This window comes from Pseudomonas sp. F(2018), assembly GCF_005508865.1.
Classification (GTDB): domain Bacteria; phylum Pseudomonadota; class Gammaproteobacteria; order Pseudomonadales; family Pseudomonadaceae; genus Aquipseudomonas.
Genome location: NZ_SCOM01000005.1, coordinates 279,137 through 299,842, shown reverse-complemented (window position 1 = coordinate 299,842; position 20,706 = coordinate 279,137). Strand labels below are relative to the sequence as shown.

Below are 20,706 nucleotides of genomic sequence, written 5' to 3'. Positions count from 1 at the left end.
GGGCGACATCCCTGTCTGCCCGTGACAACAGTCGAAATGGGTAGGCGCCGTCCCTGGCGCCCGAACTCAGAGCTGGGGCCAGCGCGGGCGCACGCTGGCGATAAAGGCGCGCTCGCCCTCCAGCTGGCCAACCAGCAGCTGGCCATCGGCGCTGATGCCGGTGGCCTGCACCACCGGCATCGCGGCGGCGGCCAGGGAATTTTCGTAGAGCCAGGCCTCGACCGTGCGCATGCCGCCGCTGGCGGTCCAGACGAAGCCGCGCTCGCCATCGTCGGCGCTGCCGTCGCTGGCCACCCCGACGATCACCGCGCCGTCGGCACTGACCGCGTTGGCGCGTGAGACCAGGCCGCCGTTCAGCCCGCCGAGGCTGCGCATGCCGGTCTCCTCGTGCCAGACGAAGGCGCGCAGGGCCTCGCCGGCATGACCGTCGGCGGCCACCCCGACTATGGTGCTGCCGTCGGCGCTGATCGCCGTGGCCATCGAGTAGTGGCCGCCGTTCAGCGTGCCCAGGCTGCGCAGGCCATCCTGCTCGGTCCAGCGCACGGCGCGACGGGCGTTGTCGCGGGCGCCGTCGTCGGCGTAGCCGGCGATCACCCGGCCGTTGGCGCTGACCGCACAGGCGTGGCTGCTGAGACCGCCACTCAGGGTGCCCAGGCTGCGCATGCCCGTGGCGAAGGTCCAGTAGAAGCCGCGGCAGGCATGGCCGATGGCGCCGTCGGCGGCATCGCCGACCACCACCAGACCGTCGGCGCTGCAGGCGTAAGCCTGGGAGTAGCGTCCGTAGTTGAGCGCGCCGAGGTTGTGCATGCCGCCCTGGCGGGTCCAGCGGAAGGCGCGGTCGGCGCCCTCGGCATCGCCATCCTCGGCGGTACCCACCACCACTCGACCGTAGGCGCTGATCGCCTCGGCCGCACAGTAGCGGCCACCGTTGAGACCATTGAGCTTGTGCAGGCCGCCGGCGCGGGTCCAGACGAACGCGCGCAGGCTCAGCGCATCCGCCGGATCGGCCAGCATGCCGACCACGTGCAGGCCGTCGGCGCTCACCGCGGTTACCCGCAGGTAGCCATCGCCGGCCGGCCCGGCAATACGTTCCAGACCTATGAACTCGGGCTCCGCCGCGAGCAGCCGGGCAGTCAGCGCGGAGCTGACGGGCCAGGCCTGATACTGCAAGTCTTTCATCCTTGTCACCGTTTCCATCGACTCAAAAGAGCAGGCGGCGCTCCCCTGATTCCAGCTTCCCGACACGGAAGCACCGCCTGCCACGCCCATTCTCCAGCGCATCGTTCGCGCAGCGTTCGCTAGCGGGCGGAGGGCTCGATTTCCCGCAGCAGGGCCTTCCAGTCGGTGAGGAACAGCACGCCGATCATCCGTCCGATGGTGCCGGCCGGGTCCATCTGCTTCTGCGGTACGCCGCGCCACTGACTGGATACACGGGCAGTGAGGAACTGGATCTCCCCCGCCGGCCGACTGGGATCGAGCAACTGCGGGTTGACCTGGTAGCCATAAGGCGGGTTGGCCAGGAACAGCGGCCGACCGCTGTTGTTCAGCACCAGCATGTAGCCGTCGCCGCGATTGACCAGGGCGATGTCGTTCCAGCGCCCGACCGGCTGGCGGCCGTCCAGGTCGTCCAGTTCGTTGGCCCGCACTTCGAGGAACGACGCCTCGCCGGGCGTGTGGTAGCGGCCATCGGCACCACGCCGGGTGGCCGTGTCATCGAGGTTCAGCGGATAGGCGCCGACACCCACGCCGCCGGTGGCCGGCACCGGCATCGGCCCGCCGCGCACCGGCCCCATGGAGCCGCTGGCGGTCATGCTGAAACCTCGTGGATCGCGCAGCAACGGGTGGCGCAGCAGCTCGCCCTGCAGGCGTGCCAGCTTGGCGCGCAGCTCCACCACCCCGGGTCCCTGGGTCGGGCCGCCACCAGTGTGGGTCTTTTCCACGGTCCGGCCCGGCGCCTGGAGCGACGGATTGGCCGAGACGGCCGTCGACGGCTGGCGCCAGTAGTCGACGATGTACTGGGCATAGAAGGGCGCGCCTTCGAACATCCGGGCGCCGTCGCCGGCCTGGGCCAGCGAGGCCCAGGCCAACAGCGGCAGTGCGCCCAGCAGTACGGACAATCTGCTCGACATGAGGGCTCCTAGGGCTGCCGCGGCGCGTTGATCGAGGTCGGCTGGTGCGGCTTGCCCGGCGCCCGTTCCCCGGCGGTCGAACGCTCCGCATCGGTATTGGCGTGGCTGGGTCCGGCGGCCAGCAAAGTGACGGAGCAGAGCAGGGCCAGCAATGTGGCGAGCGATATCTGATGCATGGTGTGTTCCTCGTTCCTGAAGGATTGCGCCACCGACTTCCGCGCTGGTGGCCAGCCGTGCCCCCTCGGCAAGGCGGCGCCTCGGGGACACGCCGGCACTCTGCGCGGTCAGCGTTCGCCGTTCGTTCGCCTGGGCGTGCAGGCGCGCACAGGCGACGGGCGGTAGCGTTGGCCACCACCACGGGACAGAGGGATAGTTGATGCGCCTGCGTGTGCCGAAGGCGCGGGGTCAGCCGAAGATCGAGCCCTTGCTGGCCGGAATGCCGGACCAGAGTTCCTCGATGTTCTTGAAGCCCCAGTCCTCGGCTGACTCGCGCGCGACTATCTTGTCGCGCCCGGCCAGCTTGGCCAGGTCGAGCACTTCCTGGGGGATCGGCAGCTTGGAGCGGGCGGAGAAGAACACCTTGACCCGCGGCGTGAGCAGCGACTTCTCGTGCTGCTCCAGGACCACGCCGAGGCGGCCGCTCTCCAGGCGCACCAGGGCGCCGACCGGGTAGATGCCCACCGATTTGACGAAGGCCTGGAAGATCTGCGGATCGAAGTGCCCCTTCCACTCGGCCATCTTGCGGATCGCCTCGGCCGGGTCCCAGCCCTTCTTGTACGGACGGTCCGAGGTGATCGCGTCGTACACGTCGCACACCGCGCCCATCCGCGCGAACAGGCTGATCTGCTCGCCAACCAGGCGGTGCGGGTAGCCCGAACCGTCGAACTTCTCGTGGTGGTGCAGGCACACGTCGAGCACCAGGGCGCTGATCTGCCGGCAGTCCAGCAGCATCTTGGCGCCGGCCTCGGGATGCAGGCGCATGGTGCCGAATTCGGCATCGGTGAGCTTGTCCGGCTTGTTGAGAATGGCGTCGGGAATGGCCATCTTGCCGATGTCATGCAACAGGCCCGCCTCGCCCGCCTCGCGCACCTGCTCCTCGGTCATTTCCAGCTGGCGAGCCAGGGCGATCATCAGCGCACAGACCGCCACCGAGTGCATGTAGGTGTATTCGTCGGAGGTCTTCAGGCGCGCCAGGCTGATCAGCGCGTTGGGGTGACGCAGCACCGAGTCGGAGATTTCCTGCACCAGCTCGCCGACATTCTCCAGGGCCACGGCCTGGCCCATGCGCGCGTCGCTGAACATCTGCATCACCGCTGACTTGGCCTGCGAGCACAGCTTGAGCGCGCGCTGCACTTCCTGGTCGAGGCTGGTGCGGGCCGGCGGGGTGCGAGTGTCGGCGGCGAGCAGCTGCGCCTCGGTCTCCGCCTCGACTTCGGCGACGCTCTGGCTGGCCTGACCCGGCGCCACATCGCGGCCCTTGCTGACGTCGATCCACACCTCGTGCACGTCGCTGTCGCGCACGCGCTGCAGGTCACGCTCGTTGTCGAGCAGGAAGCGCCCCTTCCAGAACGGATGGTCCATCCATGAACCGCAGAACTCGTGGATATACATGCCGATGCGCAGCTCGGCGACAGCGATACGTTTGAGCACGATGAAAGACCGGAGGGATGCGTTCTTGTTGAACTGAAGAATACGCCAGGTTGCTGCAAGGCACATTGCCATCAAGGCATTTTTACCGGCGCTGGCATTGCTCGCGGGCGCAACCCGCCAGTTATCATGACTGCACTTCGCGACAAGGAGTCCCCATGCGTCGACTGCTCACCGCCTGCAGCGTGGTCCTGCTACTGCTGCTCAACACCCTGGTCCTGATCGGTCCGCTGCTGCTGATCGCCCTGCTCAAGCTGGTGCTGCCGGGCAAGCGCCTGCGCAACGCCTGTTCGCGCGGGGTGATGTGGGTGGCGGAGACCTGGGCGGAGATCGACAAGCTGATCTTCGCCCTGCTCACCCCCACCGTGTGGGACATCCGCGGCGGCGAGGGCCTGCGCCGCGACCGCTCCTACCTGGTGATCAGCAACCACCAGTCCTGGGTGGACATCCCCGCACTGGTCCAGGCCTTCAACCGCAAGACGCCCTACTTCAAGTTCTTCCTCAAGCAGGAGCTGATCTGGGTGCCCTTCCTGGGCCTGGCCTTCTGGGCACTCGACTACCCCTTCATGAAGCGCTACTCCAAGGCCTTCCTGGCCAAGCGCCCGGAGATGGCCGGCAAGGACCTGGAGATCACCAGGCGCGCCTGCGAGCGTTTCAAGGACCTGCCGGTGACGGTGGTCAACTACCTGGAGGGCACCCGCTGCACCCCGGTCAAGCAGGCCCAGCAGGGCTCGCCCTACCAGCACCTGCTCAAGCCCAAGGCCGGCGGCGTGGCCTTTACTCTGGCGGCCCTGGGCCCGCAGCTCGACGCCCTGCTCGATGTCACCCTGGTCTACCCAGGCCAGCGCCCGCCAGGCTTCTGGAAGCTGATCAGCGGCCAGGTGCCGCGGGTGATCATGGATATCCAGACCCGCGAGCTGGACCCCGCGCTGTGGGCCGGCGACTACGAGAACGATCCGGAATTCCGCCAGTACGTGCAGGCCTGGGTCAGCCAGCTGTGGCAGGACAAGGACGCGCACATCACCGAGCTCAAGCGCAGCGTCTGATCGGCACGGCGGGAGCGCGACGGCGCGGCCTGTTACACTTCGCGCCCGCCCTCCCCGCCAGGTTCGCCCCGTGACCACCGCCTTCGCCTCCCTGTCGCTGTCCGCCGCCATGCGCGACAACCTCACCGCCCTCGGCTACGCCGAGATGACGCCGATCCAGGCCGCCAGCCTGCCGCTGATCCTCAAGGGCCGCGACCTGATCGCCCAGGCCAAGACCGGCAGCGGCAAGACCGCGGCCTTCGGCATCGGCCTGCTGCACCCGCTCAATCCGCGCTTCTTCGGCTGCCAGGCGCTGGTGCTGTGCCCGACCCGCGAGCTGGCCGACCAGGTGGCCAAGGAGCTGCGCCGCCTGGCCCGCGCGGCGGACAACATCAAGATCCTGACCCTCTGCGGCGGCGTGCCCTTCGGCCCGCAGATCGGCTCGCTGGAGCACGGCGCCCACGTGGTCGTCGGCACCCCGGGGCGCATCCAGGAGCACCTGCGCAAGGGCACCCTGAAGCTCGACGGCCTCAACACCCTGGTGCTGGACGAGGCCGACCGCATGCTCGACATGGGCTTCTTCGACAGCATCGCCGAAGTCATCGAGCAGACTCCGGCGCGCCGCCAGACCCTGCTGTTCTCCGCCACCTACCCGGCCGGCATCGAGCAGCTGGCCGCGCGCTTCCTGCGCGATCCGGAGCGGGTGCAGGTGGAGGCCCTGCACGATGACGGGCAGATCGAGCAGCGCTTCTACGAGATCGACGGCAAGCAGCGCATGGAGGCGGTGATCCGCCTGCTGCGCCACTTCCGCAAGCAGCCGGCGGTGGCCTTCTGCGCCACCCGCCAGCAGTGCGACGAGCTGGCGGCGATTCTCGAGGCGGAGAAGATTTCCGCCGCCGCCCTGCACGGCGACCTGGAGCAGCGCGACCGCGACCAGGTGCTGACCCTGTTCGCCAACCGCAGCCTCAGCGTGCTGGTGGCCACCGACGTGGCCGCCCGCGGCCTGGACATCGTCGGCCTGGAGCTGGTGATCAACGTCGAGCTGGCCCGTGATGCCCAGGTGCATATCCACCGCATCGGCCGCAGCGGCCGCGCCGGCGAGAAGGGCCTGGCCGTGAGCCTGGTAGCCCCCAGCGAGGCCAGCCGCGCCCAGGCCATCGAGGAGCTGCAGGGCAGCCCGCTGACCTGGCAGCTGCTCGGCGAGCTGAAGGACAAGGGCGAGCCGCTGCTGCCGCCGATGCACAGCCTGTGTCTGGCCGCCGGACGCAAGGACAAGCTGCGCCCCGGCGACATCCTCGGTGCGCTGACCGGCGATGCGGGCATCCCCGGCGACAAGGTCGGCAAGATCGCCATCTTCGATTACCAGGCCTATGTCGCGGTCGACCGTAATGTCGCCAAGCAGGCCATGCAGCGCCTGCAGAGCGGCAAGATCAAAGGCCGCGCGGTGCGCGTGCGGATGCTCTAGGTCCTGCCCCCCTCTCCCTCCGGGAGGGGGTTGGGGCGGCCCGCGCAGGTGAGGGAGCTAAGTCGACACAGGATGCCAACGCCGAGGGCGGGTGATCCATCTACACTCCATTCCCTCACCCGCCCTCTGGGCACCCTATCCCGAAGGGAGAGGGAATCGCTCGCTAATCGCCGCTGGCCAGACCATGGCGCTGGAAGATGCGCCGGTAGCCGCCGTCCGCACGCATCGCCGCGATGTTGGCGTTGAACTCGCGGACGATCTGCTGGTGCAGCGGATGGCTGCGGCGCACCAGAATGTGCAGGCCGTTCTCGCTCAACGGCACCTCGACGAACTCTATTGAATCGCGCACCTCGCGCAGGTCGCGATTGAGGTGGTACTGCGCCACCAGCTCGTCCTCCAGGGTCAGCTGCACCCGCCCAGCCGCCAACATGCGCGCGCCCATGGCGAACTCCAGCACCGGCACCTTGCTCAGCCCCTGGGCGGCATCGAAGGCCGCGTCGTAGCTGTAGCCACGCACCACGGCGATGCTGTGCGGCTGCAGGCTATCCAGCCCGCTGTATTCGATGGGCATGCCGGCGCGACGCAGGAAGCGGATGCGGTTGACCAGGTAGGGATCGGAGAACAGCCCGAACTGGGTGCGCTCGGCGCTGTACCAGGCGGCCACTATCACGTCGTAGTCGCCCTGTTGCAGACCCCGCAACACCCGCGCCCAGGGCACCTCGACATACTCGGTGGTATGCCCGGCGCGCTGCAGCGCCGTGCTCACCAGGTCGGCAGCCAGGCCATTGTTGGGCAGGCGCTGATCGGTGAAGGGAGGCCAGGAGTCGCCGGTTAGGCGCAAGTGCTCGGCCACCGCCGGCTCTCCCAGGAGCAGGGCGACCAGCAACGCGATACCAGGGAATCGACTCATGCCCGACTTCCGACTACGAGGAACCCTCTAAGACTAGCCATCTCCCCGCCCACCCGCGCGACCGTCGGGCAGCAGGCGTGCCCGCGCTCACAACCCGCTCCCTGCATGCCCCTCTGCTGTGCGCCGCTCACCAATTCCGGGCCTTGCTGAGGGGCTCTGACAGCAGGGAAACCAGCCAAATGCGCGCCGTAATAAAACTGGCACACCTCATGCTTAGTATCAGGTAACTCCAGTTTTGGGGACCTTGGTACAGGCAGGCCGGGGAATCCCCTCTTTTACACCCCAGGCAAAAAGGCCGCCCCAGAGGCGGCCTTTTTGCTTTCCGAGGCTCTGTTTCCGGGCCTGGAGGGCTTCAGGAGGGTGACAGCGCAGCACTGAGTCCACGAGGCCATTGCCGACTCGCTTCCTGACGGTACGTTCAGTTCTGGTGCAGACCGCACCGATGCTGGTCATGGCCGGCTCAGCGGTACACCTCCCGCCGGAAGATCAGCGGAGCCGCACCCTTGTATATGCCGAAGGTGGCCAGGCCACTGGCATGGTCCAGGGAGCCGTTGCCGTCCCAGTCGAAGCGCAGCCAGGTCGGCGTGGGGAAAGCCACCCGCACGCTGCCATCGTTGCCGGCTCCGGGGGCGGATAGCAGGTATCCACCGGCGCCGCTGCTGCCGGCACTGACGACGAAGGGCGCGGTGCCACCGCCAGTGGCATTGCGATAGCTCAACAGTGTCTCGCCATTGGCCAGGTTGCCCAGGTAACTGGCGGAATCCAGGTTCGCCGGCGAGAACGAGGTACAGCTGTCCAACGGGTTAGGCGCGTAGCCGCTGCCATTGAAGAAGGCGGCGGTGAACGGTAACAACAGGCTCTGCAATTCCGAGCCATAGGCGTTGCCGATGCGGGCTTGGCCAAGGCGGAAATCGGGTAGGGGCGTAGCCGTATCAACCACACTGCCGGTCACGCCGTCGCTATCGGTCGCAGTGCTGGTGATCGCCAGCGCGTAGGGCGCGCGCGGCAGGTTGAAGAGGAAGCTGGGGGTCGTAGCGCGGTAATTCACATGGCCGGCTCCGTTCGTGCCGGGCACGGTCAGGGTCGAGCCCGCAGTGCTGACCGTGCCGACGAGGCCCGAATCGGTATATACGAGGTCACTCGCCGTCAGCTTGGCGAAACTGCCGATATAGTTCTGGGTCACACCACCACTGCGGTTGCGTGCCGAGAGCGAGCCCTCGAAAACGAACGCCTGCCCGGCCTTGAGTGGCTGGGCCGGTGGCCCAGCCTGAGCGGCCAGCCCGGCATAGGTAGAGCCATTGCAAGCCGGCGTCAGGATTGGATCAACAAACTGGAAGCTGGCCGGATAGAAACGACCGAGATTGGCGCTGGTACTGATAACTTCGCGCGAGTTGTCAACCGAGCCGTCGCTGTTGCCCACGCCCGGTCCACCGAGATAGCTGGCCGGCGGCGTGGCGGTGATGGTGAACACACCGACCTCGGAAATGCTCTGGTTGGTGATTATCTTCTCGCCGCTATCCGCGGCGGCTATGTCGACCGGGCTCACGCCCAGGCTGCCGCTACTGCCGCCAGCAGGTGCCACCAGCGCGCTGGCGAGGGTGATGCCGCTCTGTTGATAGTTCGGCGTCCGCAGATTGCCGCTGCACAGGTTGTTGTCGATATCTGCTTGCCAAGCGACACCACCCACGCGCAGACGGAAAGGGTCACCTGCCACGACAAACTTCGAGCAACTGGCATCGCCTGCCGCGCAATCGCTGTTGGGCGTATCGCTGTACAGACAGAGCCCGACCGGGCGGGCGATGAAATTGTCGGCGCCGGCCATCACCAGCCCCTCATCGCCATTGGCCACGCTGCCGGTGTAGCTGGCGTTCAGGGTCATCAGCCCCGCGTCGTCGTAGCGGACCGTCAGAGGTGCCGTGCCGTTCGCATCGAACGCGAGATTGAGACCGACCGGAGTGGAGCCAACATTGACGCCATTGACTACCACAGGCTGAGTTCCGCTTGTCGGGTTGCTGTAGGCAGAAGTGAAGCTGACGCTGCGGGTAACATTGGCGAAGGCCGGCACGCATTGCAGGGCGTTGTCCGAGCTGCGCACCGCGCTAATGCTTGCTGGAGTTGGCTTGGCCGCCAACATGTCCGGCACCTGCAGCAGCAGGCCGCTGGCGGCGTAGCTGATCTGGCAGCCCGCGGTGGAGCAGACCGTCTGGCTGTTCGGCTTGGTGGCCGGTACCGAGGCATCGGCCTTGAGGCTCACTGTCCCGGCTGTGGGCACCCTGAGTTGAGCCACTGCCGTACCACCGCTGAAGCTGATGACATTGCCACTGACCGTTGCCGGCGCGGTGGTCGTCCAGTAGTTGGCCGGGCTCAAGGTGACGCTGACAGGGTTGGTGTAGAGGCTGCTGCAGCTACTGTTGAGACAAGCCCTGATGGTCACCGGCTGCGGATTGCAGGTCAGCGCCGAGCCGGTATAGATGAACTCGAAGTGGTCGATCTGCTGGCCAATCGGGTTGATGGTAGTGGCGCAGACCTGCAGGTCGTCCAGCTCGTGGATATTGGTCGAGCCACCGGTGGAGCCGGTCAGCGACAGGTAGAAATTGCCCGGCAGGGCTGCCTGGCTGTTGGCCGCCGCCAGCACATTGACCGCATTCAGGTTGGGCAACACGACGAAGCCGCTGCCGCTGTCGCGTTCCACCGTCACCCGCGCCTCGTTGCTGAAACGTCCATCCATAGTGATGCGGTAGGTATGCCCGGGAGCGGCGGCGGTACTGGCGGCGCTGTCGATACCCGGGTTGAGGTTGGCCGTCGTGCCGGCGATATAGCGATAGCCGCTGGTCCAGCCGGTACCTCCGGAACCACGTATCGCCACCGAATCGGCACGCTGTCCCGGCCCACCAGGACCACCCTCGGTGGAGAAATTGCCGAACTCGTCGATGCCGACCCCGAGCCAGCCACCAGCAAACCCAGGGTTGGCGGCATCCCCCCGCGTGCCGTAGCCCAGCGGACCGCCAAAGGCTCCCGGCTGCGGCGTGACTGTGGCATCAGAGAGCACGACGGCCACGCCGTCGGCACCGCTACCGTTGTAGGCATAGTGCTTGAACTGCACCTGAATGTAGTTGCCGGCGGCGGGAAACAACCGCTGCAGGGTGGATGAAGTCGCCACGTTGCCTTGGTTGCTGGTCAGGCGCATGCGCTGGCTGCTGACAGTCGGAGTGAATGCCGTGGCGCCACGGCTGGCCACCGCCCAGTCGCTATCCAGACTGCCGTCGTTAAAGTCATCGTTGAAGCACTGCAGACGCAGGGCACATTGATGCCGCTCGGCGACCAATGCGCTGATCTGCGCATCGGACAATGCACCGCTGTAGATGCGCAGCTCATCCAGCTGACCGTCGAAGTAACGCCCGGCAGTCCCCTGATCGGCCCCGAGCTGCAGCGGATCACCATTGACCACTGGCGTACCGCCGAAACTGGCCTGCCCGGCGAGGCTGCCGTTGATATAGATGCGCTGATCACCCGGCGCATAGCGGATCAGCACGTGGCTCCACTGCCCCACCGTCAGCGCCGTGGTGCTGTTGAATTCGCGTGTGGCGCTGGGGCCGGTGGTCTGCCACCACCAGTTGATGGTGCCGCTGGGGTTGAGGTGGAACTCGTAGTTCTCGTCCTTGGAGAGGATGCTCATCAGCCCGGATGCGGGAAGAGAACGGGGCTTGACCCAGAGTCCTATGGTGAAGCTGCTTTGCAGATCCAGCAGATTGCTGTCGGCACGCTGCACGTACTGGCTGGAGGCACTGTTGAAACCGCCATAGCCGCAAGTACCCAGGGCATTGACCTGGGGCAGCGCTGGCGCGGTATTGGCGGTGCTGGCGCCATTGAAGACCGTGCCGTGCAGGGCATTGCCGGAAGCGTCCAGTACCTCACCGGCAGTGCCGGTCCAACTGGCCTCGTCGAGCGCCCAGCTCAGCCGCAGCTGCGTCGACTCTTCGCAGAGATTGGCAAAGTCGGCCTGATCGATGGCGCTGCCGTTGTAAGTCAGGCTGCTACCGGTTGGGGAACCGGCCGCACCGGCAGAAGTGATCGCACCGTTGAGCGTGAGGTTGTTGCCGAAGCTGATGCCCCCGGTGGCGTAGACGAAACCGCGGATGGTGACGTTGTTGCCTAGCGCCAGACTGCCATTCACCACCAGGACCAGATCCTGCGGGTTTCCGCCGGCATTCAGCTGGCTACCGTTGGCCAGGCTCAAGCCGCCGTTGACGAATACCCGAGTACTGGCGCCCCCGGTAGTGCTCAGGGTCCAGTTATTGCCCGAGTTGCCACCGCCGAAATAGTAATCACCCGCCCCCAGACTGCGGTTAATCGCGCCCAACGTTGGCGAGTTCTGCCAGGCAATGCCGCTCAGGTTGAGCTGGTTCGGGCTATTTCCGATGATGGTGCCAGGAAATACCGACTGGCAAGTCGCTGCCAGCAACCAGGGGCTAAAGAGGCTCGCGAGAAGCAACAACAGGTACTGCAACAGTCTCATTCAGCGCTCCACAACGGCGGTGAGCTGGCGATAGGCATAGTCGGGGCGGGCCGCGGGCGTTCCGTTCTGTGCCGTGGCAGTAAAGCGGAATATACGTACGGCGGTTCCGTCGTCATCGAGGTAATCGTTGCTGCTGCAAGTCACGACCACCGCAAAGTCAGCCAAACTGCTGCCGGCCATGCTGGGAGTACCAGCGGCACAGCTGCGAGTATGAAAAGCCTGAGTGATTCCCCACTCGAGCCCCGAGCGCGCCGCCTGATAGGCACGCGCCTGCTGGATGGTCAGACTGCTGGTGCCATGCTGGGTCACGGCCAGGCGCGCCATGACGATCACCACCAGCGCGACGACTATGATCAGAAACATCGCCGCCACCAGGCCGAAGCCTGAGGCATGCCGGAGCAGGCTCGGCTCAGGGCGCATTATCGACATGCACCTGTTGTAGCAGCTGCAGGCTCTCGCCAGCCTGGCTGAGCCCCAGCGTGATAGTAAGCAGCCCCGCGCGCTGGGTGTTGCCGGGTTGATAGGCGAAATTGCAGCTGGCGACATTGCCTGCGACCGGCTGTGGATTCGACCCCGCAGGAGGAGCAGCAGGAATGTTCAGCGGCAGCTGGTTGCTGTAGCTGTAGCGCACCAGCTGGCCCGCCTGGCAGCGATATCCCACCACGGCCTGAGCCAGATACAGTCGCCGCTGCGGAGAAGCGAAGGCGAAGGTGAAACCTCCGGCGGGCAGGTTACCCAGGGAGATATGGCTCTCCCCCGCCGGGGCGCCCGCGATCAGACCGAAGCTGGTCCCAGTCGGGGTGATCACTCCTGGGTTGGCCGGCGCCCAGACATTGCTACCGGGAGTCGGAGCACCGCCGGACTCAGCGCCGATGTTGTACAGCACCATCCAGTTGGCCCCCGACGGATTCAGGCTCGCGTCCAATAGCTGCACACTGTCGCAACGCCCTCCGGCGGTAGAGCTGTTACAGGTGCCCGAGCTGGAAAAACGCAGCCCTTCTTCACCAATACGATTGGGCCGATAACGCCCAGCGCTGTGGATAGATAACAGCTCCAGCGCCTGGCCGCCGGCCGCAACGCGCAGGGAGTTCGGCACCGCCAGGCGTACATCCCGGCTCATACGATTCAGGGCTCCGGCGGCCTGATCAACCAGCAGCGCCCGCCGACTCTGCCCCGCGAAACCCTCCAGCGGACGTGACAGCACGGTGGTAATCATAACGCCCACCAGGCCGGCGAGAGCGATGACCATCACCAGTTCGACTAGGGTGAAGCCCCGCGGGCTGGCTCTCATGGGCATAGGCTGTTGCCGTTCTGGTCGGTGCCGTCATAGCAGGTGCGGTAGGCGCCGAGCCGCAGGAGTTGGCCCGCAGGATCAGTTACCGTCACCTCGACGTAGAGCGTACGGTTCACTGGGAGTCCGGACCAGGTCTGCGGGGTCACGGCCACACGCACGCTATAGCTCGACAGCCCGGCTATGGCCTGCCCGAGAGAGTTCCGGGCACCGCTGTCACTCAGGCCGTTGTAATCGCATACGTTGTCATAACTGGCACGACTGGCCGGAGCGGCCGGGCATATCGAGCCCCCCGGGTCGAGAAAAGGTTGGAGGAGGATCTCTTCCAGATAGGCCTCCGCGATTGCCAGACTCTGCTGGTGCAACAGCGGGTCGGCCGAGCGCCCGACGATTGCCGCCTGCGCGCTATAGAGCGCGGCAGCAGCGATGCCGACGATCACGATGGTGATCACCAGCTCGACCAGGGTCATGCCGGCCTGGCGGATCATTGCACCAGGCCGGTGTCCGCAATTACGCGGATGGTAAAGGCGCCTATAGTGGCACTCACCGCGGCCGAGGGCCGACCCAGCGAGTCGAACACCACGGGAAAGGTGCTCGCCGAAACGCTCACGCCACTGGGCACGGTACCGGCAAAAGGAATCTGGCCGTCCGGCCCTTGCACTTCGGTGCCATAGGCACCGCTGGTGCAATTGTCGGCACGGCGCAAGCGGTAGCCGCCACCATTCAGGCTGACCTGAACCAGGCAGCCGCCGGCCAATGCCAGCTTCTGCCCGTAGCGCACGGCAGCCAGAGACTCTTCATAGAACAGTCGCTCGTCGAACACTTGCCTATCGAAGAAACGCGGCCCCACCACAGCGGCGAGAATGCCGATGATGACAATCACCATCACCAACTCGACCAGGGTGAAGCCGCGCACCATTAATTGCAGCCACTACTAGTGACCTGGACCTGCGGAGGCGCGGTAATAGGCGCGGTGTTATCAGTAGCAGCAGTCGCAGCCGTATAAGTCACGAAACAGCTAGCACGAATGGTGTAGGTGATAACCGAGCCACCCGCAGTGCCACCACCAGAAGGCGTGTAAGAGCTATCGACGCTCGCGGCTCGGGTAATACCAGCTGCGTCAGCCGTTGGATAGCCATTGACCATAGTAACGGTTGTACCGTCCAGGTTTACCGATGTGCCTAACGTGTTCCCCTTGGCCAGTTGGCTCGAACGCGCGATAGCTGCTGCTGACTTAAGCGCTCCAGCCAGACCATTGAGTGAGGCAACACGAGCATCGCCCCCCAAATCAGCAAACCTGGGCAACGCAAACGCCGCCAGAATGCCCAGAATCACGATAACCATGATCAGTTCGATCAGGGTGAAGCCACTTTGCTGCTTTTTCATAGCGCTGCTTCCTGGTTGGATCAATTGAAGGTCGGCGTGACCACGCCGGTGGAGACGTTGTAGATGATGGTGTCGTTGGCACCATCACGCTGATAGGTATATGTGCAGCTGTTGGCCGGTGCGGCAGTGGCCACATAGTCCGGGTTGGCACCGGTCACTGTCGGGGCAGAGCCCTGCAGCAGGGCTGCCCACAGGTTCTGGCACTCAGCCACGCTCGGGGTGGCTACCGCCGGCGGGTTGCCGGCCAGGCCAGTGCCGGCGGGCCAGAAGTTAGCGTTCACGTCGACGGTGCCGGCACCAAAGCCTGCCACGTTGATGAAGCAGTTGTTTCCCGCGCATCCCTGTACACCACCGTTGCGGTTTACCTCGTGCTGCGCGCGCACCAGCGTGACAGCCGAGGCCAGACCTCCGGAGGCGCCATTGAGGGCCGCACGGTGAGCATCACGGGATGCGTTCATAAAACGCGGCAGCGCCACTGCGGCGAGGATGCCGAGAATGACGATCACCACGATCAGTTCGATCAGAGTAAAACCTTTGCTGTTCTTCATCTTATTCCTCTGCGACTCAAAACCCTTGCGCGGCCAATTCCACGGCAGGGACCGCTTCAAGCTCCAGGGCAAAGGCGCCTCGACCGGATTGTGACGCAGTCGGCATTCCTTCGGGAACTGCCAACAACCTCCAGGCGCGCACCTCACTCCCCTCCCTTGTCCATCCGTCGGCGAACCTGGGTCGATACAGCACCCAGGCCTGGTTCTGCAGCCAGTACCAGCAGCCGCTCAGCGGCTCGCCGTCTGCGGCCAGTTCGCCGCAGTAGTTGTCCTGCTGCCAGCGCAGCAGCACGAACGGATTCCTTTTCTTCCAGACCTCGTCCAGCACCCGGTTCTTCGCCATCTGTTCCGCCGCCAGGCTGCTCAGGCTGGCGGCCAGGTATTCCCGAGTGGCCTGCATGGCCCGCTCCTCGCTGACCTCGGCGATCTTCCAGCCCAGTGCCAGTACCACGCTCAGCAGCATGACCAGCGCCAGCCCCCAACCGAACAGCCGCGAGCGCCGCACCCAATAGTCGGCCTCGTAGTCCGGGCTCATGCGCCGCCCTTGGCCACCGACGCCAGCTCCCACATGGGCAGGAACACGCCCAGCGCCAGGATCAGCACCATCACACCCATGGCCACGATCAGGATCGGTTCGATGGCCGAGGCTAATTGTTTGAGGTCGTAGTCCACTTCCTGTTCATAGAAATCCGCCACCTCGACGAACAGGTCGTCCAGCGCGCCGGTCTCCTCGCCGACCGCCATCATCTGCAGCACCAGCGGGGTGAACAGGCCGCTGGCCGATGCCGTGCGGGTCAGCGCCTCGCCGCGCTCGACGCCCTCGCGCATGCCGAGGATGGCCTGGCCGATATGCCGGTTGCCGACGCTCGCGCTGTTGATCGACAGGGTCTGCAGCAGCGGTACGCCGGCCTTGTACATCATGGCGAAGGTGCGAGTGAAACGGGCCAGGGCGATGCGCTCGAAGATGCCGCCGACGATGGGCAGACGCAGCTTGATGCGGTCCCAGCGCAGTGCACCGTCATCGGTCTCGATCCACTTGAAGAAGGCGTAGAGCGCGCCGCCGAACAGGATCGCCAGCAGCCACCAGAAGTCCTGGAAGAACTGCGAAGTGCCGATCAGCACCCGGGTCGGCCAGGGCAAGTCGGCCTTGAATTGCTCGAATACCTTGGCGAAGGCCGGGATCACGAACAGGTTGATCACCACCAGGGCCACGCCCATGGCGGCGAGCACGAACAGCGGATAGCGGGTCGCCTGCTTGATGCGCTTGCGCGTCTCGCGCTCCAGCTCCAGATAGCTGGACAGCTGGCGGAAGGCCTGGTCGAGCTGGCCGGTGTTCTCGCCGACGCTGATCATGCTGATGAACAGAGTGTTGAATACCTTGGGATGGGTATGCAGGGCCATGGCCATGCTCATGCCGCCTTCCAGGTCGGCGCGCACCGCCTGCAGCACCTCGCGGAAGTACTGGTTGCGGTGCGACTCGGCCAGGCCACCGATCGCGCGGATGATCGGCACGCCGGCCTTGCTCAGGCTGTACATCTGGCGGCAGAAGATGATCAGTTCCTCGAGGTCGACGCGCTTGCGCCGCAGCTTCTCGCGCAGGGTGGCGAGCACATCCTCGCCCGTCTGCTCGGCCTGTTCCTCGATGGTCAGCGGCGTGATCTTCTGCGCCAGCAGATCGCTGGCCACGCTGTCGCTGCTGGCGCCCTGCAGGGTGCCAACGACCTTGCCACCCTGGGCATCACGCCCGGTGTAGCGGAACTGGCTCACGCCTCAGCCCTCGTCACGCCAGCACCTCGTCGGTGAGGGTGGCACAGACCTTGAGCACCTCCTCCACGCTGGTGACGCCGGCCAGTGCATAGTCCAGCGCACAGGCGGCCAGCGGACGGTAGTTGTCGCTGTTGCGCGCCGCCTCGGCAAAGCCCTGGGGGTCGTTGCGCCGTAGCGCGGCGACCATCGACTCGTCCATCTCCAGCAGCTCGTAGACGCCCAGGCGCCCGGAGTAGCCGGTGTTGTGGCACTGGTGGCAGCCGGCACCGTGCTTGAAGGTACGCCCGGCCAGTGAGCCGTTGTACAGGTGTTCCAGCCAGGCCAGTTGCTGCGGCTGCGGCTGGTGGTCTTCCATGCAGTTCTCGCACACACGGCGCACCAGGCGCTGGGCCAGCACTGCGTTCAGCGAGGTGGCGACGAGGAATGGCTCGGCGCCCATGTCGATCAGGCGCATGGCCGAGGTCAGGGCGTCGTTGGTGTGCAGGGTGGACAGCACCAGGTGGCCGGTGAGCGCGGCGCGCAGGCCGATCTCGGCGGTCTCCTGATCGCGCATCTCGCCGATCAGCACGATGTCCGGGTCCTGGCGCAGGGCGGCGCGCAGCACGCGGGCGAAGGTCAGCTCGATCTTGGTGTTGACCTGCACCTGGTTGATCCGCGGCAGGCGGTATTCCACCGGGTCTTCCACGGTGATGATCTTCTTCTCCGGGCTGTTCAGCTCGGCGAGGCCGGCATACAGCGTGGTGGTCTTGCCGGAACCGGTGGGGCCGGTGACCAGCACCAGGCCGAACGGCCGCTGCAGCAGGCGGCGGAAGCGCGCCAGCATGTCCGGCGGCATGCCGCCGGCGTCCAGGTTGGAGATACCGGCGCTCTGGTCGAGCAGGCGCATCACCACCGACTCGCCGAACTGCACCGGCATGGTCGACACCCGTACGTCGATGTTGCGGTTCTTCACCCGGATATTGAAGCGGCCATCCTGCGGCAGGCGCTTCTCGGAGATGTCCAGGCCGGACATGATCTTCAGGCGCATGACCAGCGCCGAGGCGATGCGCTGCTCCTTCATCACCTGCTCGTTGAGCACCCCGTCGATGCGCTGGCGGATGCGCACCACACCCTCGTCCGGTTCGATATGGATGTCCGACGCCTTCATCTGCACGGCATCTTCGAACAGGGTCTGCAGCAGGCGCACCACCGGCGCGTCGCTGACGTTGTCGGCGCCGAGTTTGGACAGGTCGAAATCGCTGTCCTGCAGCTCGCCCTCCAGCTCGCCGGCGATCGAGGCGATCTCGCTGGTACGTCGGTAGACCAGGTCGAGGGTGGCCAGCAGCTCCGCCTCGCGCACCACGGCCGGGTGCACGCGGGTCTTGAGGATGCGCTCCATCTCGTCGAGGGCGAACAGGTCGAGCGCGTCGGACATGCCGACCAGCACGCCACCGCCCTCGCGCGACAGGACGATGGCGCGGAAGCGCCGGGCCATGGCCTCCGGCAGGGTCTGCACCAATTGCTGGTCGAACTTGAAGTGCTTGAGTTCGATGAAGGGAATCTTCAGCTGCTCGGACAGCGCGGTAAGCAGCTTCACTTCGGCGACGAAGCCCATGTCGACCACGGTGCGGCCGAGCTTGGAGCCGGTGCGTTTCTGCTCCTGCAGGGCCAGTTGTAGCTGGGCATCGCTGATCAGGCCGGCCTGCACCAGCAGGTCGCCCAGGCGCACCTTGCGCTGACGTACGTCTTCAGTCATCCCCGACCTCCCAGCGCCGCGGCGCGTTCACTGGCGAAGCGCCGGGCGCTCTCGTCCAGGCCCAGCCCCTGCAGGGCCAGGCGATAGTGACGGGCAGCCTCGGCCGACTGGTCGAGCTGTTCCAGGGCGATGGCCAGGCCCAACTGCCAGGTGGACTGGCTGGGGCGCAGAGCGACCATTTGCCGATACAGTGCGGCGCTCTCCTGCCATTGCCCGGTCTGCTGGTAACTGGCGGCCAGCAGCGCGTGATAGGTCGGTTCCTGGGCCAACGCCGGTGCGTTTTGCTCCAGGGTCGCCACGGCGCCCTTGGTGTCGCCGCCCTGCAACTGGGCGCGGGCCAGCAACAGGCGCAGCTCGCTGTCGTAGGGCATCTGCGCCAGCTGTGCCGGCAGCCAGCCGAGCAGGCGCTGCTGCTGACCGTCGGCCAGATAGGCGCGCGCCAGCCAGCGCAGCACTTCCGGGTCGCGCCCGCGGCTCTTCTGCAATTCCTCCAGCTCGGCGATGGCCTTGGCGTAGTCGCCAGCCTGGATCGCCTGGCGCGCCTTGGCCAGGCCGTCCGGCCGGTAGGGCTGGATCTTCACCTCGGGCGGGCCGCTGGGCGGCTCGACCCGCGGCGGCGCAGCGATCTGCTCGCGAGCATTGGCGGGCGGTACCGGAGCTGTGGCCCAGTCGGGTAGTGCCGGTTCGATCGGCTCCTCGCTGGCCGGCGCGGCGGCGGGCAGCTGCTCCAGCGCCACCTCGTTCTCCACCGCAGCGGCGGGTTCGCTCAGCGGCACCTCGATCCACAGCAGCCAGCGATCACCGGCCGGTTCCAGGCGATCACTCACCTGCAGCCCTTCGCCGAGGCCGACCAGCAGCACTTGTACATCCTGGCCCTGGGCCTCGACCCGCCAGGACAGGCTGCGCCCATCGCGCTGCACGCGACCAGACTGCGCCGCACCGGCCAGCTGCACGCCCGGCAGGCGCAGGCTCACCGCGCCACTCTCTTCGGTGCGCTGGTAGGGTACCGAGCGTTCCAGCAGCAGTTGCAGGGTCAGGCTGCGGCCGTTGTTCTGCGGCAGCACTTCGAGCAGGCGCGGTGCGGCGACCGCCGCCACCGCGGGCGCTTCCTCGCGCTTGGGCATCACCCCGCCCCAGGGAATCTGACCATTGACCACTCGACCGATCATCACGCCGATCAGCACGGCGATCAGCATCACCGCCAGGAACCAGATGGAACCGCGCCGCAGTCGTTCGCTGCGCTCGCGCCGCGCGGCGCCGGCTTCGTCCACCGCCTGCAGGCCCTCCAGGGCCAGGCGCTCGGTGGGCGCGGCGCGGCGCTCTTCGAGATCACGCAGCATGTCGTTGACCAGGCTCATGGCAGCAGCTCCCGCCATTGGCTGAGCCAGGGCCAGGCACCGACCGCCGCCAGCAGCGACAGGCTCACCGCGGCCAGGCCCCAGCCCAGCCAGGCCGGGCGCCGCCGCAGGAAGGGTTGCGCGCCTTCGGTATCCAGCTGGGCGCGGCGCACGTGCTCGGCGCCGACCTGGCGGCGACCTTCGCCGAAGGCCACCATCAGCGCCTTGTGCGCGAGGATATTGATCAGACGCGGGATGCCGCCGCTGCCGCGCACCAGGTGGCGGATGGCACGGGGGCCGAACAGCGGCTCACCGCGATAGCCGGCCACGGCCAGGCGCTCATTGAGGTAACGGGTGCAATCCCTCACGTCCAGCGGGCGCAGCTGATAGGAGAAGGTGATGCGCTGGCGCAGCTGGCGGAATTCGTCGCGGGCCAGCGTGGCGTCCAGTTCCGGCTGGCCGAACAGCACCACCTGCAGCAGCTTGGCCTGCTCGGTCTCCAGATTGGTCAGCAGGCGCAGGGCCTCCAGGGTAGCGGTCGGCAGCGCCTGGGCCTCGTCGATCAGCACCACGGTGCTGCGCCCTTCGGCGGCCAGCTGGATCAGCCGGCAATGCAGGGCATCCAGCACGGCCTGGGTGTCCAGTTCTTCGACGCCGTCGATCAGCAGCTCGCGGGCCAGGGCTTGGCGCAGGCCTACCGGGCTCATGCCCGGATTGGGCAGGTAGGCCAGCTGGTAGCGCTCGCCTTCCAGCTCGTTGAGCAGAGCACGGCACAGCAGCGTCTTGCCGGTGCCGACTTCGCCGGTCACCTTGATGAAGCCCTCTCCCTCGCCCAGGGCCACGCGCAGCAGGTTGAGGCACGCCTGATAGGGTGCCAACTGCACCAGGAAGCCGGTATTGGGCGTCAGCGCGAAGGGTTTCTCGCGCAGACCGAAGAAGGCCTCGTACAT

The 20,706-nt window shown here is 66.3% G+C and carries 19 protein-coding genes; 2 read left to right on the top strand and 17 right to left on the bottom strand.

The genetic code is table 11. The features are described 5' to 3' along the window. Positions 1-66 precede the first annotated feature (66 nt). The 4 genes from FFS62_RS20900 to FFS62_RS20890 form a co-directional block, all read right to left on the bottom strand. Positions 67-1,179 carry a PEP-CTERM sorting domain-containing protein gene (locus FFS62_RS20900; protein ID WP_171016380.1) on the bottom strand — a complete coding sequence of 371 codons (1,113 nt, stop codon included), beginning with the start codon at positions 1,177-1,179 and terminating at the stop codon, positions 67-69. 119 nt (positions 1,180-1,298) lie between these two features. Further along, positions 1,299-2,129, bottom strand: coding sequence for a hypothetical protein (locus tag FFS62_RS20895; RefSeq protein WP_137974781.1), 831 nt, complete (start codon positions 2,127-2,129; stop codon positions 1,299-1,301). 8 nt (positions 2,130-2,137) lie between these two features. Further along, positions 2,138-2,305 carry a hypothetical protein gene (locus tag FFS62_RS23215; RefSeq protein WP_171016379.1) on the bottom strand — a complete coding sequence of 56 codons (168 nt, stop codon included), beginning with the start codon at positions 2,303-2,305 and terminating at the stop codon, positions 2,138-2,140. Positions 2,306-2,534: 229 nt separating this feature from the next. After that, entirely contained in the window at positions 2,535-3,779 is a 1,245-nt protein-coding gene (locus FFS62_RS20890) for an HD-GYP domain-containing protein (RefSeq protein ID WP_137974780.1), read from the bottom strand. A gap of 155 nt (positions 3,780-3,934) precedes the next feature. On the opposite strand from FFS62_RS20890, the gene FFS62_RS20885 reads away from it, so the two are divergent. Together FFS62_RS20885 and dbpA are read left to right on the top strand one after the other, a co-directional pair. After that, a complete protein-coding gene (locus FFS62_RS20885; RefSeq protein WP_137974779.1) occupies positions 3,935-4,822 on the top strand; it encodes an acyltransferase in 888 nt (295 codons plus the stop codon). A gap of 109 nt (positions 4,823-4,931) precedes the next feature. Beyond that, the gene (dbpA, locus tag FFS62_RS20880) at positions 4,932-6,266 is read left to right on the top strand and encodes an ATP-dependent RNA helicase DbpA (protein ID WP_137974861.1); all 1,335 of its coding nucleotides are present in this window, start codon (positions 4,932-4,934) and stop codon (positions 6,264-6,266) included. Positions 6,267-6,429: 163 nt separating this feature from the next. Here dbpA and FFS62_RS20875 read toward each other — a convergent pair whose 3' ends face one another. The 13 genes from FFS62_RS20875 to FFS62_RS20815 form a co-directional block, all read right to left on the bottom strand. Further along, positions 6,430-7,176: an ABC transporter substrate-binding protein gene (locus FFS62_RS20875; protein WP_137974778.1), complete on the bottom strand. Its 747-nt coding sequence runs from the start codon at positions 7,174-7,176 to the stop codon at positions 6,430-6,432. Between the two features lie 460 nt (positions 7,177-7,636). Beyond that, a complete protein-coding gene (locus FFS62_RS20870; protein WP_137974777.1) occupies positions 7,637-11,692 on the bottom strand; it encodes a DUF6701 domain-containing protein in 4,056 nt (1,351 codons plus the stop codon). Then, positions 11,693-12,055: a hypothetical protein gene (locus tag FFS62_RS20865; protein WP_256662338.1), complete on the bottom strand. Its 363-nt coding sequence runs from the start codon at positions 12,053-12,055 to the stop codon at positions 11,693-11,695. A gap of 46 nt (positions 12,056-12,101) precedes the next feature. Next, positions 12,102-12,983 (bottom strand): type II secretion system protein J, encoded by an 882-nt coding sequence (locus FFS62_RS20860; protein WP_137974775.1) that lies wholly within the window; start codon positions 12,981-12,983, stop codon positions 12,102-12,104. Further along, on the bottom strand, positions 12,980-13,471 hold the full coding sequence (locus FFS62_RS20855) for a type II secretion system protein (RefSeq protein WP_137974774.1): 492 nt from the start codon (positions 13,469-13,471) through the stop codon (positions 12,980-12,982). Before FFS62_RS20855 ends, FFS62_RS20860 begins: the two co-directional genes overlap by 4 nt. After that, positions 13,468-13,902, bottom strand: coding sequence for a prepilin-type N-terminal cleavage/methylation domain-containing protein (locus FFS62_RS20850; RefSeq protein ID WP_256662336.1), 435 nt, complete (start codon positions 13,900-13,902; stop codon positions 13,468-13,470). Before FFS62_RS20850 ends, FFS62_RS20855 begins: the two co-directional genes overlap by 4 nt. After that, a complete protein-coding gene (locus FFS62_RS23565) occupies positions 13,902-14,369 on the bottom strand; it encodes a prepilin-type N-terminal cleavage/methylation domain-containing protein (protein WP_137974772.1) in 468 nt (155 codons plus the stop codon). Before FFS62_RS23565 ends, FFS62_RS20850 begins: the two co-directional genes overlap by 1 nt. A 20-nt stretch (positions 14,370-14,389) precedes the next feature. Further along, on the bottom strand, positions 14,390-14,917 hold the full coding sequence (locus FFS62_RS23560) for a type II secretion system protein (RefSeq protein WP_137974771.1): 528 nt from the start codon (positions 14,915-14,917) through the stop codon (positions 14,390-14,392). A gap of 16 nt (positions 14,918-14,933) precedes the next feature. Next, positions 14,934-15,452 (bottom strand): hypothetical protein, encoded by a 519-nt coding sequence (locus tag FFS62_RS20835; RefSeq protein ID WP_137974770.1) that lies wholly within the window; start codon positions 15,450-15,452, stop codon positions 14,934-14,936. Beyond that, entirely contained in the window at positions 15,449-16,684 is a 1,236-nt protein-coding gene (locus FFS62_RS20830) for a type II secretion system F family protein (protein WP_137974769.1), read from the bottom strand. The genes FFS62_RS20835 and FFS62_RS20830 overlap by 4 nt, the downstream gene beginning before the upstream one ends. A 13-nt stretch (positions 16,685-16,697) precedes the next feature. Next, complete coding sequence (locus FFS62_RS20825) at positions 16,698-18,419, bottom strand: GspE/PulE family protein (RefSeq protein WP_137974768.1); 1,722 nt, start codon at positions 18,417-18,419, stop codon at positions 16,698-16,700. Continuing rightward, on the bottom strand, positions 18,416-19,777 hold the full coding sequence (locus FFS62_RS20820) for a lipopolysaccharide assembly protein LapB (RefSeq protein WP_137974767.1): 1,362 nt from the start codon (positions 19,775-19,777) through the stop codon (positions 18,416-18,418). Before FFS62_RS20820 ends, FFS62_RS20825 begins: the two co-directional genes overlap by 4 nt. Then, entirely contained in the window at positions 19,774-20,706 is a 933-nt protein-coding gene (locus FFS62_RS20815; protein ID WP_137974766.1) for an ExeA family protein, read from the bottom strand. The genes FFS62_RS20820 and FFS62_RS20815 overlap by 4 nt, the downstream gene beginning before the upstream one ends.